A 26,103-nucleotide genomic window follows, 5' to 3' on the forward strand; every position below is an offset into this window, starting at 1 on the left:
AATCTTTTATATTTGTAAAGAGACAAAGAAGATAAAATTATGCTAAAAGGATTTTTTAATGTACCCGAACCTATAAATGAACCGATTTTAAATTATGCGCCTGGCAGCAAAGAGCGCGAGTTGTTAAAAGACGCACTCGCCGAGGCGCGCGCGCAAGAACAAGATATTCCAATGTATATTGCGGGTAAAAAGGTTTACACCGAGAAAAAGGGAAGGTTAACACCGCCCCACGACCATAAACACGTGCTGGGAACATACAGTATTGGCGATAAAACCCACATTAACCAAGCTATTGAAGCTGCACTGGCGGCAAAAAGTGATTGGGAAAATTTATCGTGGGAACACAGAGCCGCAATATTTTTAAAAGCTGCCGATTTAGTTGCTGGAAAATACCGTTACAAATTAAACGCTGCAACCATGCTTGGGCAAAGCAAAAATGCTTTCCAGGCCGAAATTGATGCTGCGTGCGAGTTGATAGATTTTTTACGTTTCAATGTAGGCTATATGGCCGAAATTTATAAACAACAGCCGCCAGTTTCTCCGCGTGGTGTGTGGAATAGGGTAGAGCAACGTCCGCTAGAGGGTTTTGTATTTGCGCTTACTCCTTTTAACTTTACAGCCATTGCAGCCAATTTACCAGCTTCTGCCGCTATGATGGGCAATGTAGTGGTTTGGAAACCTGCCGATACCCAAATTTATGCTGCAAATGTTTTGATGGAAATCTTTACAGAAGCTGGTGTGCCAGATGGCGTTATCAATTTGGTTTATGCCGACGGGCCAGAAACCGGTGATGTAATTTTTAACCATAAAGATTTTGCAGGTATTCATTTTACAGGTTCTACAAAAGTATTTCAAGAAATTTGGAAGACCATAGGAACTAACATTCATAAGTACAGATCTTACCCACGCATTGTGGGCGAAACAGGTGGAAAAGATTTTATCCTTATTCATCCTTCTGCACAGGTGGATGTTGCCAGTACCGCGATTGTGCGTGGTGCTTTCGAATACCAAGGGCAAAAATGTTCTGCTGCTAGCAGGGTGTATATTGCAAAAAGTTTATGGCCAGCCATAAAAGAAAAAATGGTTGCAGATTTGGCGACATTTAAAATGGGAGGCACCGAAGATTTTGGCAATTTTATAAACGCTGTGATAGATGAACGGTCTTTTGATAAATTGGCGAAGTATATCGATTCGGCCAAGAAAGACAAAGGCGTAGAAATTATTGCCGGTGGCAATTACGATAAGAGCAAAGGCTATTTTATAGAACCTACGGTTTTGGTTACAGACGACCCAAAATACACCACCATGTGCGAAGAGCTTTTCGGCCCAGTATTAACGGTTTACGTGTATGAGGATAAAGATTTCGACGCTGTGTTGGAGTTGATTGATGCGACTTCGCCTTATGCCTTAACAGGTGCGGTAATTGCGCAAGATAGATATGCGATTGAAAAAGCAAGCCATGCATTACGCAATGCAGCAGGTAATTTTTACATCAACGATAAATGTACAGGAGCAGTTGTTGGTCAACAGCCATTTGGTGGTGCCAGAGGTTCTGGTACAAATGATAAGGCTGGTTCGATGATTAATTTGTTGCGTTGGGTTTCGCCACGTACCATTAAAGAAGTGTTCGATTCGCCAACAGATTATCGTTATCCGTTTTTAGCAGAAGATTAATTTTATAATTAGAAACCGCAGAAATTTCTTAATAAAGGTAGTTTTTGCGGTTTTTTCGCTTTCGCGCGAAGAATTTTTTATGGGTGTAACGCCCAAATTTATTTTCATCCAAATAAAAAAAAGATGTACAAAACGCTACAACCCATTCTACAAAAAGAGTTAGAAGACATAGAAAACGCAGGTCTATATAAAAAGGAACGTGTAATTATTACCCCGCAAGGTGCCGATATTAAGGTGCAAGATGGCGGAGATGTAATTAACTTTTGTGCAAACAATTACCTCGGACTTTCTTCTCATCCAAAAGTATTAGAGGCAGCAAAAAAATCTATTGACGAGCATGGCTATGGCTTATCTTCGGTGCGATTTATTTGTGGTACGCAAGATGTACACAAAGAATTAGAGGCAAAAATCTCGGAGTTTTTGGGTATGGAAGATACCATTTTATATGCAGCCGCTTTTGATGCAAATGGTGGCGTTTTCGAGCCTTTGTTCGGTGCAGAAGATGCTATTATTTCTGATGAACTGAATCACGCTTCGATTATAGATGGTGTGAGGCTTTGCAAGGCGCAACGTTTTCGATATAAAAATGCAAATATGGAAGATTTGGAAAAGCAACTTATCGCTGCCAAAGATTGCCGTACCAGAATTATAGTTACCGATGGTGCATTTTCTATGGATGGTTCTATAGCTCCGTTAGATAAAATTTGCGATCTCGCTGATAAATATGATGCTTTAGTTATGATAGACGAGTGCCATTGTAGCGGTTTTATTGGTAAAACTGGTCGAGGAACGCACGAGCATTTTGGGGTTATGGATCGCGTAGACATCATTACTGGAACTTTGGGCAAAGCTTTGGGCGGAGCTTCTGGTGGCTTTACCTCGGCACGAAAAGAAATTGTGGCCATGCTCCGTCAGCGTTCTAGGCCTTATTTGTTTTCGAATACCTTAGCTCCCGCAATTGCAGGCGCATCTATCGTGGTGTTAGATATGCTTAGCGAGACCACAGATTTGCGCGATAAACTAGAAGCCAACACCAAATATTTCAGGAAAAAAATGACTGCTGCTGGCTTCGACATTAAGCCTGGCTTTCATCCAATTGTGCCGGTAATGCTGTACGATGCTAAAATTGCCCAAACTTTTGCGGCGAAAATGCTTGACGAAGGTATTTACGTGATTGGATTTTTCTATCCTGTGGTTCCAAAAGAAAAAGCAAGAATTAGGGTTCAAATTTCTGCTGGGCACGAGCGCCACCATTTAGATAAAGCCATAGCTGCGTTTACCAAAGTGGGGAAAGAGTTGGGAGTGATATAAGGTTGAGGTTGAGATTGAGACTGAGGTTTAGATTAAGGCCGAGTCTAAGGTTAAAGGCAAGTTTCAGCAACGAATAAGGAGAAAAGATTAAAGACAGGGCGCTCATTCTACTTTTAAAAAGATGCGTAGCTTCGGCCGAACTCATAGCGGTGGGTTTCAACCTACTGCGTTTAGCCCGCAGACTCTGTGAACTTTGTGAAAATCTCTATGTGCTTTGTGGTGAAAACTAAACCACAGAGAACAACAAGCAAACTGCACAAAAACCTCAAAGAGAAGAAGTCTTTAAATTTTACTTTGTTAGCTTGGAATAAGCCTTTGTTAACTTTAAGGTAAAATACCGTGGGTCGGTTCATTTTCTTGCAATTAATTGTCCAAAACTCGTTTTTGAACTCGGCCAATAAAAAATAATAATCAAAATAGCCGTATATTTGGCTCGATGCTACAGGATAAAATTCAGAAATATACAGAAGAAATAAATCAGTTTGTTACGCAAAAGGCAGATGAACTAGAGCAATTTCGTATTAAATATTTAGGTTCTAAAGGAATTATTAAAGAAGTTTTTGAGGAATTTAAAACGGCTTCTGTTGATGAGAAAAAATCTTTAGGCAAGGTTTTAAATACGTTTAAACAACTTGCAGAAAGCAAATATCAAACTTTAAAAGAAAGTGCTATTGAAGGAAAAGCCGCTAACGCTGATGAAAATTTAGACCTGAGCTTGCCTGGCGAAGGATTCGAGATTGGGTCGCGGCATCCGCTTGCGCTTGTACGTAGAGAAATTGTAGAAATCTTTGCAAAACTGGGCTTTACAGTTGCCGAAGGTCCAGAAATAGAAGACGACTGGCATAATTTCTCTGCCTTAAACTTTCCAGAAGAACATCCTGCGAGAGATATGCAAGATACTTTCTTTATTAAAAAGGCAACAACCTCCCGCTCTGCTGGAGAGGGACGGGGAGAGGCTATAGGCGATATTGCTTTGCGAACCCACACGTCTAGTGTACAAGTACGCATGATGGAGCAAGGAAAGCCGCCATTTAGAGCCATTATGCCGGGTAGGGTTTATAGAAATGAGGCAATATCTGCTCGGGCACATTGTTTTTTTCATCAAATAGAAGGTTTGTATGTGGATGAAAACGTTTCTTTCGCCGATTTAAAACAAACCCTATTCTATTTTGTGCAAGAGCTATATGGCGAGGGAACTAAAGTGCGTTTCCGTCCTTCTTATTTCCCGTTTACAGAGCCAAGTGCCGAAATGGACATATCTTGCACCATTTGTAAAGGTGCAGGTTGTACGTTATGTAAGTATAGTGGCTGGGTAGAGATTTTAGGATGCGGAATGGTAGATCCCAATGTGTTGGAAAATTGTGATATAGATTCAAAAAAATACAGTGGCTTTGCTTTTGGAATGGGCATAGAGCGCATTGCAAATTTAAAGTTCGAGATTAAAGACTTGCGGTTGTTCTCAGAGAACGATCTTCGGTTTTTAAAGCAATATAAATCCGCCTTGATATAATGCGGTATTGTCTTGTTTTTTTGCTCTGTGTTTTTCTGCTTGGCGGATGCGGGAAAGAGCAAAACTTTATTCCAGATGTACCTGTTAATTTTAGCTCTCCACTAACAGATCCTCGGTTAAGCGCGCTAAATGGAGTTGGTAGTGCTGTCATTATCAACGGTTACGGAATATCTGGACTAATCATTTATAGAAGAATAGATGGTAAGTATGTTGCTTATGATAGAACGAGTAGTGTAAATCCGCAACAGAGATGTGCTGTGGTTCTAGATTCGGGATTGTTTACTGCAACAGACCCCTGTTCTGGCGCCAAATTTATCTTAGAGGATGGTTCTCCGGGCAAAGCGCCCGCTACCAGGTCTTTAAAGCAGTACGTCGTTTCGATATCGGGAGGAATAGTGTTACATGTAACAAATTAAAATGGAAGCCGAAAAAATTAAGGAAACCGTAAAAAAAGCAGCGAGAGAGTTGTTTAGAAAATATGGCTACCATAAAACCAGCGTAAATGAAATTGCAAAAAAGGCACGTATTGCAAAGGCAACCATCTATAAATATTTCGATAGTAAAGAACAGGTTTTAGACCAAATTTTAATGGACTATTTGGATGTAAACCTTAATGAAATCTTGCATCAAAAAGTGACCTATAAAAATGAAGAGGAACATCTAAAAGCTTTGGTGATGCGTACCAGTCGATTGTCTTTTACGGTATGCAACGAGTTTATAGGTTGGGATTTCGTTCGAGAGAACGCAAATTCGCAAGAGTTTTTAAAACACCTCTCCGATCAGTTAGAAGCGCTACTACTAGCCGCTTATTTGGAATTAGACAACTTTAAAAACAACCCATCCAGACGAGAGGGGCTTGCATTCCTGTTAAAGGCTAGTAAAAGCATCGTTTTCTCCTTCGCCTTTACTTCGGTTAGTGATGCCGATGTTCGAAAAAACTTTGTAAGTTTTCAAAAAGAAATTTTGCCGTTTTTGGTTAAGGCTGCGTTGTAGTAGAGATTTTTTTAAGAATGTTTGGGTGCTTACAAATAGATTTTTATCAAGCGATTATTTGTGGAGATTCAATTCTGGTATCTTATTTATTCTTGCGTTTTTTTTGTCAAGCACCGACAGCGTAAAAATTTCTTGTTATTAATTTATGTAGGCAGGCTTATTTTCCCCATGAAAACAGATGGTACACCCTTGCCAAAACTAATTTTTTTACCGCAAAGCGTTTCGTTAGCCAATATGGCAAAAAGCACGGCTTCTTTGGCATCGGGTTGAATGCCCAACGCTGCTGTGGTGTCAAAATTTGCCCTGGGTAAGTTTTTTCTTAATAGATCAGTCAATAAAGGGTTATGTATTCCGCCACCACTCATAAAAACCCAAAATTCTTTCTCTTTGTTTACACTTTTCTTAATGGCGTTTACTATACCGTCTGCAGAAAAATGACAAAGCGTAGCCATGACGTCTTCCTTGTTTATTTTTTCTGTTGAGGATTGCTTTTGTGCTTGATGTAAGTAGTTTAAATTAAAGAGTTCTGGGCCAGTAGTTTTTGGGAAATCTAACTCAAAAAAGCCATGACCTAATAAGGCCGACAAAAGCTTTTGATTTGGGTTTCCACTAGATGAAATTGTGGCATCTTTATCGTAAAACCTGCCAAAATTTTGTTGCATGTATTGATCCATTAAGGTGTTTCCGGGGCCAACATCGGTAGAAAAAACAGCGGAAGCATTTGAATTGCCGGGCAAATAGGTAAAGTTTGCAATCCCTCCAATATTTAGCATAATCCTGTTTTCGCCCTTTTTAGAAAAGATTAGGTAATCGCCATAAACGGCCAACGGTGCGCCTTCGCCACCTGCCGCCAAGTGTTTTTGCCGAAAATCTGATAAAGTGATTATGCCAGTCTTGAAAGCAATGTGGTCTCCATCGCCAATTTGTAAGGTGCCGTTGGGATAACCTGATAACCGGTGTAAAGATTTTGGCGCATGAAAAATAGTTTGACCATGGCTGGCAATAAAGTCAATGTCGGCAGCTTTATAACCCCACGTTTCCAAAGCATCATTTATAAACGTAGCGTGTACATTAGCAATATGTTCGTTCATCAAACATACCAAATCCAAATTTGCATTTTTTTTAGAAAAAACGGCTTTTATTTGCTTTCTAAAAGCGTCATCATAGCTTGCGGTGCAAAACTCAATAACCCTAATTTCGGTATCGACACCGTAACCTCTAACCGTGCAGAGTGCAATATCTAGGCCATCCATAGAGGTGCCGCTCATCAAGCCAATAATTAGCCTTTCTTGCTTATCGGCTCGTTGGTATAGGTTTTTAATTTGATTGTTCATGTAATTTTAGTTTTGTCAATCGAATTTTTAAAAAATTGCTTAAAGCTAGGTGTAAAAAACAGCTTTTTCGAACTGGCGTGTGTTAATTATTTCTATCTTTGCTGCTCCGTACTCATTTAACCAAAAATTAAAAACCATGGCCAGATTAAATTTACTGGAGGAAACACGTTTTGAAAAACTTCCCGTTACTGTATTCAAAAACCAAAAAATTGCTTCAATCGATGTTGCGCGACGAATAAGTGAACTTATCAAAAAAAAGCAAAACGAAAACCTACCTGCAATTTTAGGCTTGGCAACCGGCGTTACCCCTATCGATGTTTATGGGGAGCTTGTAAGGCTTCATAAAGAAGAGGGGCTAGGTTTTGCAAATGTGATTACCTTTAATTTGGATGAATACTATCCCATGCAACCTGGCGCTGCCCAAAGCTACGTAAGGTTTATGAACGAACACCTTTTCGATCATATAGACATAAAAAAAGAAAACATTCATATTCCTGACGGTACGTTAGCTTTGGAAGATATTCCTTCGTTTTGTATCGGATATGAAAAAATGATTGGAGAACTCGGAGGATTGGATATTCAGATTTTGGGAATTGGCCGTACGGGACATATAGGGTTTAATGAACCTGGTTCGGCACCCAACTCTGGTACGCGTTTGGTAACCCTAGATGATTTGACCCGTAGAGATGCCGCTAGAGATTTTGGAGGTAAGTCTTTTGTGCCAACCAAAGCAATAACCATGGGTATTGGCACAATATTTAAAGCGCGCGAAATTATTTTGATGGCCTGGAACCGTAAAAAGGCATCAATTATCAAGAAGGCTGTTGAAGGCGAAATTTCTGGAGAAGTGCCCGCGACTTATTTGCAGCTCTCAGAACATGTAGAGTTTATTTTAGACGAGCCAGCAGCTTCCATGCTTACCCGGTTCGATACACCTTGGTTGGTAAAAGATTGTGTTTGGACTGAAATAATGATTCGGAAGGCCGTTATTTGGCTCGCAAATACACTGAGGAAACCTATTTTAAAACTTACCGAAGACGATTACAATAACAATGGCATGGCGCAATTGGCCACAGAAAACGGGCCGGTTTACAATATTAATATCCATATTTTTAATAAATTACAACACACCATAACTGGCTGGCCGGGCGGCAAGCCAAATGCAGACGATTCGCAACGTCCAGAGCGCGCAGAGCCAGCCAAAAAAAATGTCATCATATTTTCTCCGCATCCTGATGATGATGTGATTTCTATGGGAGGCACATTTATCAGGCTGGTGGATCAAAAACACAATGTACACGTGGCTTACCAAACCTCTGGCAATACTGCCGTATGGGATGACGATGCCTTGAGATTTGTTGAGTTTAATGTAGACTTTGCCACTAAAATGGGCATGGATAGTGGAGAACTCAAAAACATCTACCAAAACATGCGCACTTTTATGCAGCAGAAAGAACCAAATCAGGTAGACACCCCAGAGATTCAGACAGTTAAGGGTTTGATAAGAAAGGGTGAAGCCATTGCTGGAGCGAGGTATTGCGGTTTAGACGATGACCATATCCATTTTCAGGCCTTGCCTTTTTATGAAACGGGCAAAAATCAAAAAAATCCGGTTAGTTTTAAAGATGTAGAACTGACTATGGAGCTGCTGCAGAAAGTTAAACCTCAGCAAATATTTGCAGCTGGTGATTTTGAAGATCCACATGGAACCCACATTGTATGTTTTAACATCATTTTAGATGCACTAAGTCGTTTGCGAAAAACTGAAGATTGGGCTAAAGATTGTTGGTTGTGGATGTATAGGGGGGCATGGTTAGAATTTGATATGTACGAGATCGAAATGGCAGTTCCGTTAAGCCCTAAAGAGCTGGAACGAAAAAAGTATGCTATTTTTAAGCATCAAAGTCAAAAAGATAGGGCCGTTTTCCCTGGAGACGATTCGAGAGAATTTTGGCAGCGTGCAGAAGACCGCAATAGAGAAACAGCAAAGGGCTACGATGAACTTGGGCTTGCAGAATACGAAGCTATGGAAGCGTTTGTAAGATGGAAGTTTGAAGAAGAATAAATACTGGCTTAACTAGTAGTAAATTATTGATAGTCAATTAATAGTTGATTATCAATAATTTATACTCTAATTAAACGCCTGGTCTGCGACCACCGCTATACAAAAGGGAGATTTCCGCTAATATCTTTTACTGCACCTGCAATTCCCCTCCTTTGAAAGGGATGCCCGAATGTCATTAGCTTAAGGAAACCCTGTCGTTGAGGTTTAATATAAATTACATTTTGATTTTAGCTCCTTATAGCCAGCTCACTAGTCCCGGCCTAGCAGCAGTTTGGAGGGAAAAACGCCAGAAGCTGCATGCAGAAGCCGTACACTTTGCAGCTACGAATAGGATTCGCAGCCTTGCGCGGGAATAGGCCTAGGGAAATGCCTCGAATCATCGGTATTGAACAGCTTGGCGAGTTTTTACCCAAAGAGGTGCCAGCCTTAATTTATTCAAGGGTCGTTATTGATTAATGTGTTCGTGAGCTCGCAGAAAAATGCTCGGTTTTTGTAAAATTTTTATCGAGAAAAATTTTTGAAGTCCTTGCGGCTAGCACAGCGTTAGGTCTGTCGGATGTTGTTTTCTGGAAGGCTGAATGGAGCAGTAATAGAAGTCATATAATAGTATAATTATTTGATAAGTAATTAATTGATTATAAATAATGTCAATGGTAGGTACGAAGCGTCTCACAAACAAGAACTGCTCGTAGTATTTATTACCGAGTTGTGAGATTTTTTTGCTATTTTCAAAATGACGAAACCGTTAAGTTAATCATGTTTGAGGGGCTGCAAGGCGGGTGGTTTTTTTGAAGAAATCTATAATGCAAACAATTTGCCTTAGTTATTATAGGTTTTTTTGAAGCTTTAGATTTAACCGCTTTCGCCTTTAAAAGGAAATAGGTATTTTTGCGGCATTATTTTTTAGATAAAAAATTATTTTATGTTGAGGACGGTAACTTGTGGGGCATTAACCATAAAAAACTTAGGCGAAAGCGTTGTGCTTTGTGGTTGGGTGCAAAAATCTAGAGATTTAGGTGGAATGACCTTTATCGATATCCGTGATAGATATGGCATTACGCAACTCGTTTTTAACACAGACGATAATAGCGAGCTTTGCGAGAAGGCACGTAGTTTAGGTAGGGAGTTTGTTATAAAAGCCAGCGGAACTGTAGTGGAACGGAGCAATAAAAACCCCAAAATGGCTACAGGTGATGTAGAGATAAAAATTACAGCGTTAGAAATTTTAAATCCGGCCAAACTACCTCCATTTTTAATAGATGATGAAACAGACGGCGGCGACGAGCTGCGGATGAAATATAGGTATTTGGATCTGCGCCGAAGTCCGGTACGCAATAACCTCATTTTGCGCCATAAAATGGCACAATCTGTACGCCGGTATTTAGATGGCTTAGATTTTATAGAGGTAGAAACGCCAGTTTTGATAAAATCTACCCCAGAAGGTGCAAGAGATTTTGTGGTGCCAAGTAGAATGAACGAAGGCCAATTTTATGCATTGCCTCAATCTCCTCAAACATTTAAGCAGTTGCTTATGGTTTCTGGATTCGACAGGTACTTTCAAATTGTAAAGTGTTTTAGAGATGAAGATCTGCGTGCAGACAGACAACCAGAGTTTACGCAGATAGACTGCGAGATGAGCTTTATAGAACAAGAAGATATTCTAAACACTTTCGAAGGCTTAATTCGCACCTTATTTAAAGAAGTACGCCACTACGATTTGCCAGAAGTTCCGCGGATGCAGTATGCAGATGCCATGCGTTTTTATGGATCTGATAAGCCAGATACCAGGTTTGATATGCAGTTTTTTGAACTAACAGGGTGGGTAAAAGGCAAAGGTTTTCCTGTATTTGACAATGCAGAACTTGTAGTAGGCATCAATGCTAAAGGTTGCGCGCATTATACGCGCAAGCAATTAGATGCACTTACAGATTTTGTTAAGCGCCAGCAAATTGGTGCAACAGGTTTAATTTACATGCGCCATAACGACGATGGAACTTTAAAATCTTCCGTAGATAAATTCTATAATGAAGAAGAGCTAAGGGTTTGGAGTGCAGGTTTTGAAACCGAACCAGGAGATTTAGTTTTGGTAATGGCCGGCTCAAAAGATAAAGTACGCAAGCAATTAAGTGAGTTGCGTTTAGAAATGGGCAACCAATTGGGTTTGCGCGATAAAAATACATTTTCTGCCTTATGGGTATTGGATTTTCCGCTATTAGAGTGGGATGAAGAAACTGAGCGCTACCATGCCATGCACCACCCATTTACCTCGCCAAAACCAGAAGACATTAAGTTATTAGACACCAAACCGGGCGAAGTTAGGGCAAATGCCTACGATATGGTGGTAAACGGGATAGAAATTGGAGGCGGTTCCATCCGTATTCACGATAGAACTTTACAGGCATTGATGTTTAAGCATTTGGGTTTTAGTAAAGAAGAAGCCCAGAAACAGTTTGGTTTTTTAATGGATGCTTTTGAGTTTGGCGCACCTCCACATGGTGGCATCGCTTTCGGTTTCGATCGCCTAACCTCTATTTTTGCCGGCTTAGATTCTATTAGAGATGTAATTGCTTTCCCAAAAAACAACTCTGGCAGAGACGTAATGATAGACAGTCCAAGCACCATCGACGATAAACAGTTGAAGGAGTTGAGTATAAGGGTACAGCTATAGGACTATAAAATGGCAGTAGTTCTAAAAATGTCTAGTTAAAAAATTAATTTTTTAACTAGACATTTTTTTATGGATTTAAAACGCTGCTTTTTTAGATAGATGATCTTCCTCAATTTGGAGAAAATTTAAAGCCTTTAATAACCACTTCAACACTTTTTCCATCAGTTGGGGCGTGGCCATCGAATAGCCACAAATTGATAAATACGGGCATCTCCAGAGAACTTACCGGTACATCTGCGGTACCAAAAGTTTTCGATGCGAATAAGCCAGTATCATCATCATTAAATCCTTTTAAGCTTTTTAGCGTAATTTCTGTGGCTGTTCTTATAAATCTATGTGTAGTTTTTGTATCACTTATAGAAAATTCTTGTACATAGCTTGCCGGTTTGGCGTCTGTTTTACCTGTTTGCGGATAAATGGTATAGTTTAGATTCGGGTAACTGCTATTGCCCCATCGTGCAATTTCGATATCCATCTCGTCAAACCTATCGTTACCAGAATAATTGAACAAGCCGAGAACTACATTCTTATCTAGCGTACTCAATGCACCTTCCACTTGCCATTGGTAGTTGCCGTAACCCAATTTTCTTAAGGTCGAAACCTCGGCGCATTCCCAACGGTTTGTCGTTTCATTTTTCTTGATTAACAGGTGAAGCCATCCTTTCTCATCTACCCAAACATTTGCGCCACTCCAATAATTTGGGCCAGGACCTTGCGCATTGCTGGGCTTTCTTACGCGCCAAGTATAACCAGAAAAACTTATCGTATCAACCAAATTACCATATTGTAAAGCCGAAATTGGAGTTTTGTCTTTCTTTGGATTTACAATTTTCTTAGCACACGATGCTAAAATCGGCAGACAAATAAGAACGTAGAATAATTGTTTCATAAAGATATATTTGCGCTGTTTAAAAAAGAACGATAAACATTTTTTAGCTGTTTATCGTTCTATATTTACTTTTTGGCAATAAGTCATAAATTTTATCTACTAAGCTATGCTTAATAACCAAGTAGAAAATTCTACTTTAAAATTGTGCTCACTTTATCTAACAAGGAGTTAGGGCCTGTCACATCATAATCTTCTGCCCAAATGTATGCGCCTTTAAAGCCATTGTCTTTAATGTATTGAGCTTTTTTTGTAACCAGCGGAATCCCATTGTAATAAACACCCTTTGCTATTGTAGCCGTAAACTCGTTTTGCGGCGCAGAAGCATCTGCTGCAACGATGTCTTTATAAGGCAAATACCCATACGACCCATAACTTAGATTATTGCCATTGGCATCTAAAGCGTTGTAAACTATGCCAAATGCGGGAATTCCTAAAACCAATTTATTTGCCGGGTAGCCTTTAGTTACCTTCCAGATATTTGAAGCATCTATAAAATAACTGTAAGAAGACTGCTGTGCCAATGCAGAGCCTGGAAACACAGTACCATTTTCAAAAGTGTGCACGTTGAGCCAATCGGCTTCGCTCAAGCTGCCGTATTCCCAATGCAAATAATTTGTCGTTACAGTAGCAGTAACAAGAGAACCAGTGGGCAATGCAGCTTTAAGCTCGTTAAGAAACGGCGCTACAGAATTTACCATTTGAGCAGAAACAGCATAAGAGTCATTTCCCAAATCGGTCATCATTATATCTATCCCATCTAATTTTCTTGCAACTACATAAGCCTTTAGTAATGCAATAATTGATGCCCGGTTACTTGAATTTGTTATAGAAAGGCCGAAATCGGTACTGTTGTACAATCCCCAACCGTCTACACCAGATAACCGTCCAGAAACACCTAATAAAACAGGCACGCCGTTAATATGGCCGCGGGCAACCAACTCGTCTATATTCTGGTTAAAATTGGCTTTAGAAAAATCTATAGAAGTTGGCGAAATTACCTTAGCACCATTAATGGCAACGTGGGTCACTTTTGTCCAATCTATATTTGCTGCGGTTCCGTTTTCTGATAAATAAGCCATCACCACGTTGGTGTATGGTTTTGGTGTATAAGTGCTTGGACTTACCAACACTTTGGATATGCGTGTGGAAACAAGACCGTTGTAGCTTGCCTCAAGTTTTATTTGATATTCGCCGCCTGCGGTTGGGGTAAAAGTATAGGCAGTATCTGTAGATACTTCTTTGCCATCTACTGTCCACATTATTTTAGATTTTTCTTCTGGTTTTGGCGAGAAGGTAAGGCCACTGTAGGTGGCAGACTGTCCTTGGTTTATAATGATAGACGGCGCTCTAAAAACACCTTTTGTATCAAAAATGCGGGGATGAAAATTGTCATCTACCTGCGCTTCTTGGCCTTTTTTGCAGCTGCTAATGGCGCAGATGATTAGGCTTGTAAATAAGAAATAGGATAATTTTTTCATGTGAATATTCTTATGGTAAATAACTTATTTTTTAATATTATTAATTATTGTCAGCAATGAATTGTCGCCTTGGGCATCGCCAAGCAGCTGCCATATCATCACACCGCCGCCGTGTTTTTTTACTACAAACTTTACTTTTTTTGTAATGGTAGAAACGCCGTTGTAATAAATAGTTCCTTGGTCTGCAATAGTGACGCTGTCTGTTTTGGCTGCATCTGGGTAGCGTGCCAAAATATCGCTATAAGTAAGGCTAGCTGGTATGCTAGCTCCAAATCCATAACCATAATAGGGTAGGCCGAGTATTAATCTGTCTGCAGAAATGCCTCTTTCGGTATTCCAATAGTCGAAATCGGCAACAGCATCTTTGTATGATGAATGCTGACCTGGGTTGCTTTTGTTCCATGGCCCGGTATGGTCATAAGCCATTACGTTTATAAAATCGAACAAAGAAAGTGCCTCATCAGAAATGGTGTGGCCGTTCCAAGTGGCTACAGCAGCAGTTAAAAGCTTTTTATTTGGTTTGAGTGCGCTCGATAGACTATTTATCAACGCATCGTAATTGCTATCGATAAAGTCGCCTTCCAAATCTACGTCAATTCCATCAAACCGGTATTCATCGGCGAAAGCCAACATATTGGTTACCCATAGCTCACGGTTATTAGATTGTAACAGCTTTTTGAGAAATACTGGTGGGTTCCCTCCGCCAAATGAAAATAGCACCTTAACGTTTTCGGCATGTGCTTTTTCTATCAGTGAATTTAAGCCTATCGGTGCCGTTAAATTCCCCAAAGAATCTGGATTAAGGAAGGCGACATTCAAATGTGTAATCTGCTTAAAATTTACTTTTGAAGACGCTGTATCTAAATTTCCATGAGACATTACATATCCAACCACTCTAAAAGGTGGTTTTTTATTCTTTGTTACAGCTCCAATATAGTTGGCAGCATTAACATGAAGCGCAAAAAGCGACAATAACAAAATAACGAATGAAGTGTGTATCTTTCTCATTGATTTTATTTAAGCTTATTTGGCAACATCCCACCAAACGCGTCCATTCCAGCTATCAACTCCGCCCATCCGTTGTAACGCAACATCGAAATTTGCTTTGTTTTGCTCTTCCTCTGTGTAGGGATATTCGAACCTTCTTGGGATAGTAGTGCTCTCTCCAGTTTCTGAAACGCCCACAGCTGGAGTTAAAGCAGGATAACCAGTTCTTCTCCAGTTGGCGTAAGCTTCTGGTCCGTTTAGTAGAAGCGTAACCCACATTTGGTTGTTTATCAGTTCTATCTCTCTGCCTGGCGTTAATTGGTTTGCTTGGATAAATTGGTCTATTTCTGATTGTGGGATGCTTGGCCCATCTGGAAAAAGATTTAATTGCTTGCACGCGGCCTCGAGCCCTTTTGCATAATGGGCACTTGCGCTTCCGCCAAAAGTTGCACCAAATCTAACGGTTGCTTCGGCCAGTAAAAACTCTACTTCGGCATAAGTTTGATGTAAGAAAGGCGCATTAAATCTTAGTAAAAAATTTGCAAGTTGTACTTTTTCGTCGTTATTGGTGGCTGAAACAGTAGTTCCTCCCGGCAAAGTTATAGTTACAGCATTCAAATACGGGGCATCATAAATGTAACTTCCTGGTTTAACACCAACATAGCCCTGCAAAGGCACTATTTGATCGGTAATATCCGTGCGGTCTTTCGGTACGCTAGCAGAATTATCTATATAGTATCTTGCCATATATTTAAGCCTGGGATCATTAGTACTTCTTAACTGGTCTATAAAAACGGTTGTAAAGCGACCTGGAACAGCGCCGCCATTAAAAAACGATGCAGACACCGCGTTACCCTTTATATTTCCTTGACCAGCCCCTTCGTAGGGATTTCTAATATCTTCGTGTTGCAACTTGCAAATGTCTGCGTTAGAGGCAAAAACACCAGCATCAAAGGCGGCTTGCGCTTCTTTTTGCGCTTTCGCAGGGTCTACTTTTACCAACCTCATGGCTAAACGCAAATGAAGAGAATTGGCAAATTTTTTCCAGGCAGCAATGTTTCCATTGTAAAACAAATCTCCCTTAACTACATCTTTTGATGGATTTAATTGAGCAGAAGCAGCAGAAAGTTCTTTAAAAAAGTCGTCGTAAACATCTTGTTGTTTGTCAAATTTGGCATTTACGCCCAGACCAGCTTCACTATACGGAAGATCACCGTATAAATCTGTTAATCTATCGAAGACATAAACCTTCATAATTCTGCACATTGCATTTAAGTTGGTTTTATTTTCTACTCCGTTAGTTCTGTTTACGGCATCTATAATATTTACAATATCGTTTGGATAGGAATCATTCCATAAAGCACCCATTGCGCCTGGATTTTTAAAATAAATTCCACCCCAACGGTTGCTATAAGAACCTGCTATTTGCTGTACCAAGGGTAAAGTCATTAAAAAGCTTGTTCTTTCATTCACGTTTAAATCTCCAGAGAAGCGCAGTTGCACAGTAGATAACTGGATCGCAGGATCTATGTTTGCGGACCTTGTGGGATCTATATTGGTATCGCCGAACTTCTTACAAGAGCCCAATGTTAAGGTAAGGCCGAGAAAAATAAGTATCAGTTTGTTTATGTCTTTTTTCATGATGTTGTCTTTTAAAATAATCATCTCCGTTAGAACCTAAAATTTAAGTTGAAACCATAACTACGTCTGCCTGGCAAAGAACCATATTCAATTCCTTGTCCGTTTCCATTGTTATAATTAGAATCTGGATCTACGTTTGGAACGTCTTTATATATGATGAAAGGATTTCTGGCCACTAAACCAACTTGAACATCCTTAATTTTCCATTTGCTAATTAGCGAAGATGGCAAATTATAACTTAATGTGAGCTGCCGAACCTTAACGTAAGATGCGTTATAGATATAAGGAACTGCAACCGCAGTAGTAATATTACCCAATGTTGCCCAATAGCTAGATGGCTCTATTGCCTGCGTATTTTGCTTATAAACCGGATTGCCACCAGCGTCTACCCCGGTTTGTACAACCCCGGCTGGCACCAGGCCTCTAACTTTGCCTGCCGCTGTCCACTGGGCTATGGTCATTCCGGCTGCTTGTCTGTCTTCTTCTGATGCAATCCACTCTGCCCGGCCAGGTAGTGTAGATTTTAATTCTCCACCTGCAGCTGCAAAATAATTGGTTAGCGATAGTAAATCTGCCCCCCATTTAACATCCAATACCGTTCCAAGACTAAAGTTTTTATAGCTCATGGTGCTGCTTAAACCGCCGGTCCAGTCGAAAACCCCTTTTCCCAAAACCTCTCTATTATTACTTAACATAGGCTGCAGGGTTTTTGCGTCAAGAATAATATTCCCGTTAGGGTCTTTTTGATAATTGTATCCTAAAATTGCGCCATAAGACTCGCCCGGCATGGCTACTACAGAGACTCCTGCCCAACGGGCATCAGATAGGCTGATAAAAGGAGTTCCTTCTGCCAAAGATTCTACGGTATTCTTGTTCCTGGCGAAAGAAACGTTCAAATCCCAATTAAAATTTTTGGTTTTAACTGGCGTTCCACTTAGTGCAATTTCTAAGCCTCGGTTGCTAATGGTACCTGCGTTTATAATTTTAGAGTTGAAACCAGATGAAGGAGCAGCAGGAACAATGTTAAGCTGATCTTTAGATTTTGCATTATAGTACGTAATATCTAATCCCAATCTGTTCTTAAAGAACTTAAGTTCTGTACCAAACTCGTAATTAAATGTGGTGGTTGGTTTTAAATCATTGCTAAATTTTATATCGGTAGATAATCCGCCGGTAGGCAAACCATTAAATGGTAATGAGTTGCTTCTGTAATATTGGCTTGTTAAATATGGATCGGTATCTGATGCTACCTGCGCTACAGACGCCCTTAACTTACCAAAAGTTAAAATCTTTTTATCCATTTTAAAGGCATCGGTAAAAACAAAACTGGTGCTTAACGATGGAAAAAATTTGCTGTTGCTATTTACCGGGAGCGTAGAAAAAGCATCTTGTCTTAACGTAGCATCTACATACAGATAATTCTCGTAAGCAAAGGTGGCTAATCCATAAATCGAATTAAAACTTCTTCTACTTGCCACAGGAATTACAGATTGAGTTGTATAGCTGGTTGGAATAGCAACGTCTGTTATGGCCTGGTTTGTAAACTGATTATTAGTTCCATCTCTTTTGTTCCTAGTTATGCTTGCGCCCAACCTTAAAGACACAAATATAGATTTACCAATTTGTTTTTTTGCGCTTAGCAAACCATCAGCTTCTATAGTGCTATATTTTACATTATTTTGGTTTAGTGTACCAGTCAAGGCGCCGGGAGTTGTAACAGGACTGAAATCTCTAAAATCTACCTGCGTTTGGTCTGATGAGCCTCTAGCCTGGAAACTTAGCCAGCTTAAAATATCATAGTTTAACTGTAACGATGCCAGCAACCTGTTTTTTTTACTGGTATTGCTCATTTCGTTAATTACCCAATACGGATTTAGGCGATATTGATTGCCGTTATTCCAATCTAAATAACTTCCATCAGCATTTTTATATTCGTTTGCAAACCGCGCCTGATCTACCGTATTAGCCAAAGAAAGAAAGCTGTTTCCAATATTCGACGGAGAATCTGCCAACGAAGGCCTGTTGTTCACATCTTCATTTAGATAAAATGCCCTTGCTGTAAGGCTTATTTTTGGGCCAAATTTAGAGCTTCCGTTTAAGGTAAAAGAGTTTCTGTTAATACCGCTTGTTGGAATGATATCTTTATTTGAAAGGTTAGAATAAGAGAAACGGAAGTTCGAGTTATCATTACCACTAGAAAACGATAGCGTGTTTGTGAAGGTAGAACCGGTTCTAAAAAAACCATCTATGTTGTTTGGAACATAAGCGTAAGGTCTTTTTTGCCCTGTGCCCGTAATTACCGATAAGCTTGGATCTATGCGAGCACCAAAACTGGTGTTAAGCGTTCCATAATCTTGCTCTCTCACATTATTTATCAACTCTTTTGTGCCCTGTCCGTATAAAGACTGGTAGCCATCATAACTGGTAAGTTGTGTTTCTAAAGACGAAGTACTGTTAAATTCTATCCCTAAATCTTTTTTGCTGCTTCCCTTTTTAGTGGTGATGAGTATTACTCCGTTTCCTGCCCTAGAGCCATACAAGGCAGATGCGGATGCACCTTTTAACACACTTATGGTTTCAATATCATCCGGACTTAGTGCCGAGATGGCATCGCCCAAATCCACGCCTCCAGCATATTGGCCAGACCCAGCGCCGCCATAGTTAGAATTATCTATCGGGATGCCATCTACCACATATAAAGGCTGGTTATTGCCAGTTAAGGTGGTGCTTCCCCTAATAATTACTTTAGATGCACCCGCAGGGCCGCCGGCCGTTCCGCTGATAATTAAGCCCGGAACCTTGCCCGCCAAGGAGTTGATTACGTTGGTTTCTCTAGCCTTGTTTAAGGTAGATCCATCCACTTCTGATACTGCATAACCCAAAGATCTTTCTTCTCTACTTATGCCAAGCGCAGTAACAACCGTAGTTTTTAAAGTGGTAGAAGTTTCTGCTAATACAACTACAATGTTGTTGGCTCCAGCTACTATGGCTTTTCGGTGGAAACCTATGTAGCTAAAAATAATACTATCGCCACGATCTGCCTCAATTCCAAACCTTCCATCTTGATTTGAACTTGCAGTGAGGTTCTTGTTTTTATTAAACACAGTAACGCCAGGCAATGTTGTACCCTTATCATCTTGGACCGTTCCATTTAAAATAAAAGATTGCAATGTAGAATTAACGGTCATTTTTGTGGCTTTTGCCATCGCCGAATTCATAAAGCCAACCAATAAAAGCAATCCTAAAAAGGATTTTGCAGATAGGCCATAAAAACAGTAGTAGGTTAGATTTTTTTTCATATTGTAGATATTGTTTATTTGTGTTACAATCCTTAGGTATCATTTGCTGTGGTTGTTCTCTTTACAACAGCGGCGTTAATTTCGGTTAGATATACTAGAGCATAAAACTTAAGGCTAATAATATATCCACGATTAAATGTTCTTAAATTTAATTATGTGTAAGCCAAGTGTAAAGGGAACTTTAAAATCTTTAAAAACAGTATCAGAGAAAAAAATCTTTACCAAAATATTAAAACGCTTGTCAAGTATTGGTATTAGTTTTCGACAAATCCAACTTATTACCAATGAGAGCATATAAGAAGAAAGAAAGATTAAATATATTTGATAAATCAAAACTAATAAAAAGTTTTTAATACTTTTGTGTTAATGTTATAAAGTTTTTGATTTTTTTTAATTTTAACAACGTTTGCTAAAAATAGTATTGCTGCAAGGTTGAAATTAAGAAGTAAAATGGGTATGGAACGGAAACTAATCATTGTTCATTTCATTCATCGCTTTAAAATATGAGGTAAGTAATTAACTTTACGTAGATTTTATAAAGTTTGGCTTACTTTTAAGCCCTTAGTTAAAATGTAAATTCAAAAAATAATGTTTAAATCCATATTATAGAGCCCCCAAGAATATAAATGTTTGATCCTAACCAAAAGAACTCGAAGCTTTATTTTGAAATTATAAAGTTTCTTTATTATGGCAAGTTAATGTCTTGCGCCGAACTTAGCTTACAAATGAGCAAAAGCATACCTCTTGTTGCAAGATTGTTAAGTCAACTTGTAGACAAAGGGCTTTTAATAGAAAAAGGCTACGCTGCGTCTAGTGGGGGCAGAAAGCCATTGCTTTATGGCGTGGCCCCTGGGCAAATAAATATTGTAGCTGTAGCAATGGATCAGTTGTCTACTCGAATTGTAATTGTCGACTTTTTTAACAACTACCTAACCGAGATAGAGGTTGTAGATTTAAAACTGCTAAATAATCCAAATTCACTTGATGAACTTAGTGAAGCTATTTCGGCGCACATTCTTAATTCGGGAATAAGTAAAAACTCTATACTAGGCATAGGAATTGGTATGCCGGGTTTTGTTAACGCAGAAAAAGGGGTTAATTACACTTATTTAGACTCGGGTTCTGACAGTATAACTTCCCGAATTTGCAGGACTTTGAATCTACCAGTTTTTATAGATAACGACTCTAGTCTTGTGGCGTTTGCCGAACTTAAATTTGGTGTTGCTAAACAAATTAAAGACGTAATGGTAATTAATTTGAGCTGGGGAATTGGGCTTGGAATGATTATTAATGGCCATTTGTTTAGAGGTCATAGTGGCTTTGCGGGCGAGTTTAGTCACATTCCAATTTCAGAAGAAGGTGCGTTATGTTCTTGTGGTAAGCAAGGCTGTTTAGAGGCACAGGCTTCGTTGTTGGCGGTAGCCGAAAAGGCAATTGAAGGAATAAAAAGCGGGAGAAAAACACGATTGACTTACGATCCGAAAAGCTCGAAAGCAGTTGTTGGAGATGCTTTGATGGAGGTTGCAAACGAAGGAGACCAATTTGCGATAGAACTTTTATCAGAGGCGGCTTATGAAATAGGTAGAGGCCTTTCTATTTTGATTCATATTATTAACCCAAGGGCGATTGTTTTGAGCGGAAGGGGCGCCAAAGTGGGCAAGTTATTGCTCGCCCCAATTCAGCAAGCCTTAAACAAATATTGCATACCCAGACTGGCCGAAGACACAGAGATTTACATTTCTGATATAGGCTTCGATGCCGAACTTATTGGAGCGGCTATTTTGGTAATGGAAAATGCTGAAAAAATAGAAGAGCCTATTTCCGCCTACACCTTAACATAAATCTTTTTCTTGTCTAAATAGTAGCCGATTGGCCAAATTAGCAACATATAGGTAACAGCAAAAAGCAACGATGCATTTTTTCCTGATGTAATATTTAGAAAAATAGAGTGGTAAACCACTGCTCCCAAAGGCACGCCATTTATTCTGATTAAATAGACAAGACTGATTATTATCCAAGAAATTACATAAAGAAACAAGGGATTTCTGCCAAAAACGGCAAAAAAGTATGTCCACTTTTTGAAATTGAGAACTTCTATGATGTACATTAAAATTGCCAAAAGGAAAAGATCCATCCCAATTGAGTATAAAACGTAAGGACTAGTCCAAATCGGTTTATTTATTGGGAATACGATATTCCATACCTGGGCAGCAATTAGCAGCGCTATTCCAAAAACAATCAACTTGTTGATGGTAGAAATGTTATTTCCGTTTTTCTGAATAAATTTTCCGACAAAGAAACCACCCATTACATTCACTACCGCAGGGAAAGTACTCAACAAACCTTCAGGGTCGAAGGGAATACCAAAGCCATGATAGATGTTTTTAGCTGATAAATACAGCGCATCTAACTTTGATGATGCATTGTTTTCTAAGCTAAACGGATCAGGATGGGTGCCAAAATGATACATGATAAACCAAAATCCAAAGAGGAGAAAACCCGATATAAATAAAAGCATGCGCGAGTTAAAATAATAAATTAGCAGGCTAGCTATACCGTAGCAAACAGCAATTCTCTGCAAAACTCCCCAGATTCTTATTTCGGCAAGATTTTTAAAAACGATTTGGTGGTTTACCCAACTAACGTAAGGAAAACCGTTAAGGAACAGGCCGATAAAAAATATTAAAAGTGTACGCTTTAATACTTTAAAAAGAAAATGAGAAGAGTTTTTTTTGTCTAAATTCCTCATACTAAAGCTCATGGCATTGCCAACCACAAACAAAAAAGTTGGGAAAACTAAGTCTGTCAAGGTAAATCCATTCCAAGCGGAGTGTTCGAAAGGGGCGTAGATTGCTTTCCAATCTCCCGGGTTATTCACAACAATCATCAACGTAATCGTTAAACCTCGTAATACATCTAACGAGAGATATCGCTGCTTTGGTTTCGAAAAGTTTTCCATTTCAATTCTTTAGTTGCTGCAACTTAGTAATTTTTTTATTAACTATCACATTCTTTTATTTTTGATTTAGATAAATTTTGCTCCAATTGGCGCACGCCTGCCGAGTGTGATTGAATAGAAAAAGAAAGACTACAACAGAGTTGAGCCGAGCAGGTTTAATTTAATGCCGTTTTTTTATTAGTGCTCTTTGTGAGATCTTCTTGGCGCGATTTGTGGTCAGTTGCTTTTACCTCTAGTATTTTATCAACGCCAGTATTGCATCCCATTTTCTGGGTTCATTTCTTAAAAGATTAAACTTGGCGACCAGCGGATCTTTTATGGGTTTTTCTGTTTGAGGATCCATCTCTTAATTAAAAAAAAACCTTGGTTAGAAATTTTTCTTTGCATAAATCTTTATCCCAGAACTTTAAAGGCATTAGGTAATCTACAGTAAAAACAAGTTTTAGCATTAAAATTTACCACAATTTTTTACCACTTCTTTATAAAAATTTACGTAAAGCGGCAATATTTTTTTAAGGTCGAAATCTTTTGCGCGCATAAAGGCGTTCTCTTTAAATTGGTTTAATGTGTTGTCGTCTTTTAAAATTTCTATGGCATGCGCTGCCATTCCTTCTATATCGCCAACATTATCCATATAACCACAAAAGCCATCTACGTTAAGCTCTGGCAAGCCGCCAGCATTAGAAGACAACACCGGAACTTTGCATGCCATGGCTTCTAAAGCCGCCAATCCAAAACTTTCAGACTCTGATGGAATGAGGAACAGATCACTAACAGATAAAATCTCTTCTACCGCATCTTGCTTACCTAAAAAACGCACATTTTCGCAAATTTTTAGTTCTCTGCAGAGTTGCTCATCATAGGCGCGTTCTGGCCCATCGCCCACCATTAATAATTTGGATGGAATTACTTTTTGAACTTTTTCGAACACCCTAATTACATCCTTGGTTCGTTTAACCTTTCTAAAATTGCTGGTATGTATTAAAATACGTTCGTTGTTTGGAGCAATTGCTTTCTTAAAATGGTCTTTCGCCTGTAGGCTAAAACGGTTTAAATCTATAAAATTGGGAATAACCCTGATGTCTTTGGTAATCTTGAAGTGCTTAAGCGTGTCTTTTTTCAAGTCGTTAGATACTGTTGTTACACCATCACTTTGATTGATTGAAAAAGTAACCACAGGTTTATAGGTTGGATCTTTGCCAACCAAGGTAATATCGGTGCCGTGCAGCGTGGTAACCACAGGAATATCAATGCCATAGCTTGCCAAAATTTGTTTGGCCATAAATGCGGCAGAAGCATGTGGAATGGCATAGTGAACATGTAAAACATCCAGTTTTTCAAACCGTACCACATCTACCATTTTACTGGCCAAAGCCGATTCATAAGGTGCGTAATCGAAAAGGGGGTAATTGCGTACCGAAACCTCGTGGTAAAATAAATTTGCCGAGAAAAAATCTAATCTTGCTGGTTGGCTATAGGTGATAAAGTGAACTTGATGTCCCTCATTAGCGAGCGCTTTCCCCAATTCGGTGGCCACAACGCCACTGCCGCCAAAAGTTGGGTAACAAACTATTCCTATTTTCATGTGATTGATACAGAATTTACTTTGACAAATGTACCCCAATTATGTTAAAAAATACGGTAAGTAAAATGCAATAAAAAAGCCCGATGAACGCTGGGCACTATCGGGCTTTTTTTAAAAAGAAGTTTGCTAGGCGATTGCTAGGAGCGCTCTTGATTGCAGCGGCATACTTTTTTGGCTTTTTTTTGCCAAGAAAGATACAGTCCCGCACGTGCGGGATAAAAGCGCCCAAATAATTGTAGAATAATTAGTTCTTTGCGATAAAAGTAGAGATAGAGTGCGCCAAGCTTTTTGCATCTGCAGCTTTGCCATCCAACATCAGTTTAAATGGAAGCTCGTCATTAGACGTATTTAACACAACCACCACAATATCTCCATTTGGATTTTTGAACGATGTAACCTCTAACTTATCTCTGTTGGTTGATGCATTTATACGCTTTGCGCCAGGTTTGATAAATTTAGAAAACTGCCCGATGTAATAGTATGCATTGGTAATCATCAACTTACCGGTATTGGTATCTGCGTGGATGGGTGAAAAACAGAAATTGCCAACGTGATTTGGTCCGCCGGTTTGGTCTAATAAAATATTCCAATCTACCCAAGCTTCGGTGCCGTCGTTAAAATCGTTTACCATAGAATGGCCGTATTTTTCGCCAAGTTTCCAATTGTAAATGCTATCTAAGTTGAATTTTTCTTGGCAACCTTCTGTAAAAATTAAGTGTTTATCGGGAAAGGCTTCTTTAACTTTTCTAACGTTATCGAACTGCATTTTACTGCCAGTCCAAGTTTCGTACCAATGGAAACCAATTCCCCACACATATTGCGCAGCTTCGGGGTCATTTAAAATAGTACTGGCGCGTTGGTAAACCAAATCTCTATTATGGTCCCAAGCAATTAGTTTTTTATCGCCTAAATTGTTTTTCTTTAAGGTTGGGCCTAAAAAGTTCTTTATAAAGTCTCTTTCTTCGTCTGCGGTGTAAAGGCAAGACTCCCAAGTTTGAGTTGCCATTGGCTCATTTTGAACAGAAAGCGCCCAAATAGGCATGTTCTTTTCTTGATAGGCTTTGATGAATTTTACGTAATAATCTGCCCAAGCTTGATCGTATTCGGGCAATAGTTTACCTCCATGCAACATGCTTTTATTGGTTTTCATCCATTCTGGCGGACTCCAGGGCGTTACCAACAACTTTAAGTTATTTTTTGTTGTTTGCATTGCCTTTTTTATCAACGGGATTTTAAATTTCTCATCGTGGGCAACGTTAAACGTGCTTAAAGATTTGTCTTTATTGCTTACATAGATATAACTGTCGCTAGAAAAATCGCAGCTATTTATGTTGGTTCTGCCAATAGTGTAGCCAATTCCCTTGTCTGGGTCAAAATAGTCGGTTAACAATTCCTGCTGCTGTGCAGCAGGCAGTTTTGCGAAAGTTTCTGCCGCAGCATCGGTAAGCGCGCCTCCCACACCTTCAAAGGTTTGAAACTCGTGCTTAGGATCTACATACACAAAAACCTGCGTTTCTAATGGCTGTGCACTTGGCCCAAATTTTAAATCTGCCGTTTTAGACAGGCGGAGGTCGGTGTTTTGCGCCGTGGTAAAAACCTCTACTACAGTTTTTGGTTGCCGAGTTTCCTGCTGTTTATTAATGCTGCAACTTGCAAAAGCAAGAACAGAGATGGCTAAAAAAGTTTGTCTTTTCAAAATATTAGGTTTAA

At 39.4% G+C, this 26,103-nt stretch carries 17 protein-coding genes; 8 read left to right on the top strand and 9 right to left on the bottom strand.

The annotated features are described in order from the left end of the window. The first annotated feature begins 39 nt into the window (after nucleotides 1-39). The 5 genes from pruA to ABIB40_RS12030 all read left to right on the top strand — a co-directional run bounded on the left by pruA (nucleotide 40) and on the right by ABIB40_RS12030 (nucleotide 5,488). Nucleotides 40-1,674: an L-glutamate gamma-semialdehyde dehydrogenase gene (gene pruA, locus ABIB40_RS12010; RefSeq protein ID WP_354359353.1), complete on the top strand. Its 1,635-nt coding sequence runs from the start codon at nucleotides 40-42 to the stop codon at nucleotides 1,672-1,674. A 123-nt stretch (nucleotides 1,675-1,797) separates the two neighbouring features. Further along, nucleotides 1,798-2,985: a glycine C-acetyltransferase gene (kbl, locus tag ABIB40_RS12015; RefSeq protein WP_354359355.1), complete on the top strand. Its 1,188-nt coding sequence runs from the start codon at nucleotides 1,798-1,800 to the stop codon at nucleotides 2,983-2,985. A 436-nt stretch (nucleotides 2,986-3,421) separates the two neighbouring features. Beyond that, nucleotides 3,422-4,495 carry a phenylalanine--tRNA ligase subunit alpha gene (pheS, locus tag ABIB40_RS12020; RefSeq protein WP_354359357.1) on the top strand — a complete coding sequence of 358 codons (1,074 nt, stop codon included), beginning with the start codon at nucleotides 3,422-3,424 and terminating at the stop codon, nucleotides 4,493-4,495. Beyond that, nucleotides 4,495-4,911, top strand: coding sequence for a Rieske (2Fe-2S) protein (locus ABIB40_RS12025; protein ID WP_354359359.1), 417 nt, complete (start codon nucleotides 4,495-4,497; stop codon nucleotides 4,909-4,911). Before pheS ends, ABIB40_RS12025 begins: the two co-directional genes overlap by 1 nt. A gap of 1 nt (nucleotide 4,912) precedes the next feature. After that, a complete protein-coding gene (locus ABIB40_RS12030; RefSeq protein WP_354359361.1) occupies nucleotides 4,913-5,488 on the top strand; it encodes a TetR/AcrR family transcriptional regulator in 576 nt (191 codons plus the stop codon). A gap of 143 nt (nucleotides 5,489-5,631) precedes the next feature. On the opposite strand, the gene ABIB40_RS12035 is transcribed toward ABIB40_RS12030, so the two are convergent. Beyond that, a complete protein-coding gene (locus tag ABIB40_RS12035) occupies nucleotides 5,632-6,822 on the bottom strand; it encodes an anhydro-N-acetylmuramic acid kinase (protein WP_354359363.1) in 1,191 nt (396 codons plus the stop codon). A gap of 136 nt (nucleotides 6,823-6,958) precedes the next feature. Between ABIB40_RS12035 and ABIB40_RS12040 the strand changes: the two genes are divergently transcribed. Both ABIB40_RS12040 and aspS read left to right on the top strand, forming a co-directional pair. Next, nucleotides 6,959-8,887: a glucosamine-6-phosphate deaminase gene (locus ABIB40_RS12040; RefSeq protein WP_354359365.1), complete on the top strand. Its 1,929-nt coding sequence runs from the start codon at nucleotides 6,959-6,961 to the stop codon at nucleotides 8,885-8,887. A gap of 922 nt (nucleotides 8,888-9,809) precedes the next feature. Next, nucleotides 9,810-11,555, top strand: a complete 1,746-nt coding sequence (gene aspS / locus ABIB40_RS12045) for an aspartate--tRNA ligase (RefSeq protein WP_354359367.1) — start codon at nucleotides 9,810-9,812, stop codon at nucleotides 11,553-11,555. Nucleotides 11,556-11,664: 109 nt separating this feature from the next. Here aspS and ABIB40_RS12050 read toward each other — a convergent pair whose 3' ends face one another. From ABIB40_RS12050 to ABIB40_RS12070, 5 genes are all read right to left on the bottom strand, one after another. Next, nucleotides 11,665-12,444, bottom strand: a complete 780-nt coding sequence (locus tag ABIB40_RS12050; protein ID WP_354359368.1) for a glycoside hydrolase family 16 protein — start codon at nucleotides 12,442-12,444, stop codon at nucleotides 11,665-11,667. Between the two features lie 131 nt (nucleotides 12,445-12,575). Then, nucleotides 12,576-13,922 carry a glycosyl hydrolase family 18 protein gene (locus ABIB40_RS12055; protein ID WP_354359370.1) on the bottom strand — a complete coding sequence of 449 codons (1,347 nt, stop codon included), beginning with the start codon at nucleotides 13,920-13,922 and terminating at the stop codon, nucleotides 12,576-12,578. Between the two features lie 24 nt (nucleotides 13,923-13,946). Beyond that, nucleotides 13,947-14,930: a glycosyl hydrolase family 18 protein gene (locus tag ABIB40_RS12060; protein ID WP_354359372.1), complete on the bottom strand. Its 984-nt coding sequence runs from the start codon at nucleotides 14,928-14,930 to the stop codon at nucleotides 13,947-13,949. A 15-nt stretch (nucleotides 14,931-14,945) separates the two neighbouring features. Beyond that, nucleotides 14,946-16,550, bottom strand: a complete 1,605-nt coding sequence (locus tag ABIB40_RS12065) for a SusD/RagB family nutrient-binding outer membrane lipoprotein (protein WP_354359374.1) — start codon at nucleotides 16,548-16,550, stop codon at nucleotides 14,946-14,948. A 29-nt stretch (nucleotides 16,551-16,579) separates the two neighbouring features. Next, on the bottom strand, nucleotides 16,580-19,849 hold the full coding sequence (locus ABIB40_RS12070; protein ID WP_354359376.1) for a SusC/RagA family TonB-linked outer membrane protein: 3,270 nt from the start codon (nucleotides 19,847-19,849) through the stop codon (nucleotides 16,580-16,582). 725 nt (nucleotides 19,850-20,574) lie between these two features. Here ABIB40_RS12070 and ABIB40_RS12075 point away from each other — a divergent pair. Beyond that, entirely contained in the window at nucleotides 20,575-21,690 is a 1,116-nt protein-coding gene (locus ABIB40_RS12075) for an ROK family protein (RefSeq protein WP_354359378.1), read from the top strand. Here ABIB40_RS12075 and ABIB40_RS12080 read toward each other — a convergent pair. The 3 genes from ABIB40_RS12080 to ABIB40_RS12090 all read right to left on the bottom strand — a co-directional run bounded on the left by ABIB40_RS12080 (nucleotide 21,675) and on the right by ABIB40_RS12090 (nucleotide 26,089). Beyond that, nucleotides 21,675-22,808 (bottom strand): acyltransferase family protein, encoded by a 1,134-nt coding sequence (locus ABIB40_RS12080; protein WP_354359380.1) that lies wholly within the window; start codon nucleotides 22,806-22,808, stop codon nucleotides 21,675-21,677. The two genes, ABIB40_RS12075 and ABIB40_RS12080, sit on opposite strands and share 16 nt — an antisense overlap. 448 nt (nucleotides 22,809-23,256) lie before the next feature. Further along, entirely contained in the window at nucleotides 23,257-24,393 is a 1,137-nt protein-coding gene (bshA, locus tag ABIB40_RS12085) for an N-acetyl-alpha-D-glucosaminyl L-malate synthase BshA (protein ID WP_354359382.1), read from the bottom strand. A gap of 244 nt (nucleotides 24,394-24,637) precedes the next feature. Further along, nucleotides 24,638-26,089, bottom strand: a complete 1,452-nt coding sequence (locus ABIB40_RS12090) for a glycoside hydrolase family 30 protein (protein WP_354359384.1) — start codon at nucleotides 26,087-26,089, stop codon at nucleotides 24,638-24,640. Between the last annotated feature and the right edge of the window lie 14 nt (nucleotides 26,090-26,103).

This window comes from Pedobacter sp. UYP30 (assembly GCF_040547165.1).
Taxonomy (GTDB): Bacteria; Bacteroidota; Bacteroidia; order Sphingobacteriales; family Sphingobacteriaceae; genus Pedobacter.

Excerpts from the sequence above, each read along its gene's own strand:
- pruA (WP_354359353.1), top strand. The coding sequence starts at position 40 with ATGCTAAAAGGATTTTTTAATGTACCCGAACCTATAAATGAACCGATT.
- kbl (WP_354359355.1), top strand. The coding sequence starts at position 1,798 with ATGTACAAAACGCTACAACCCATTCTACAAAAAGAGTTAGAAGACATA.
- pheS (WP_354359357.1), top strand. The coding sequence starts at position 3,422 with ATGCTACAGGATAAAATTCAGAAATATACAGAAGAAATAAATCAGTTT.
- ABIB40_RS12025 (WP_354359359.1), top strand. The coding sequence starts at position 4,495 with ATGCGGTATTGTCTTGTTTTTTTGCTCTGTGTTTTTCTGCTTGGCGGA.
- ABIB40_RS12030 (WP_354359361.1), top strand. The coding sequence starts at position 4,913 with ATGGAAGCCGAAAAAATTAAGGAAACCGTAAAAAAAGCAGCGAGAGAG.
- ABIB40_RS12035 (WP_354359363.1), bottom strand. The coding sequence starts at position 6,822 with ATGAACAATCAAATTAAAAACCTATACCAACGAGCCGATAAGCAAGAA.
- ABIB40_RS12040 (WP_354359365.1), top strand. The coding sequence starts at position 6,959 with ATGGCCAGATTAAATTTACTGGAGGAAACACGTTTTGAAAAACTTCCC.
- aspS (WP_354359367.1), top strand. The coding sequence starts at position 9,810 with ATGTTGAGGACGGTAACTTGTGGGGCATTAACCATAAAAAACTTAGGC.
- ABIB40_RS12050 (WP_354359368.1), bottom strand. The coding sequence starts at position 12,444 with ATGAAACAATTATTCTACGTTCTTATTTGTCTGCCGATTTTAGCATCG.
- ABIB40_RS12055 (WP_354359370.1), bottom strand. The coding sequence starts at position 13,922 with ATGAAAAAATTATCCTATTTCTTATTTACAAGCCTAATCATCTGCGCC.
- ABIB40_RS12060 (WP_354359372.1), bottom strand. The coding sequence starts at position 14,930 with ATGAGAAAGATACACACTTCATTCGTTATTTTGTTATTGTCGCTTTTT.
- ABIB40_RS12065 (WP_354359374.1), bottom strand. The coding sequence starts at position 16,550 with ATGAAAAAAGACATAAACAAACTGATACTTATTTTTCTCGGCCTTACC.
- ABIB40_RS12070 (WP_354359376.1), bottom strand. The coding sequence starts at position 19,849 with ATGAAAAAAAATCTAACCTACTACTGTTTTTATGGCCTATCTGCAAAA.
- ABIB40_RS12075 (WP_354359378.1), top strand. The coding sequence starts at position 20,575 with ATGAGCAAAAGCATACCTCTTGTTGCAAGATTGTTAAGTCAACTTGTA.
- ABIB40_RS12080 (WP_354359380.1), bottom strand. The coding sequence starts at position 22,808 with ATGGAAAACTTTTCGAAACCAAAGCAGCGATATCTCTCGTTAGATGTA.
- bshA (WP_354359382.1), bottom strand. The coding sequence starts at position 24,393 with ATGAAAATAGGAATAGTTTGTTACCCAACTTTTGGCGGCAGTGGCGTT.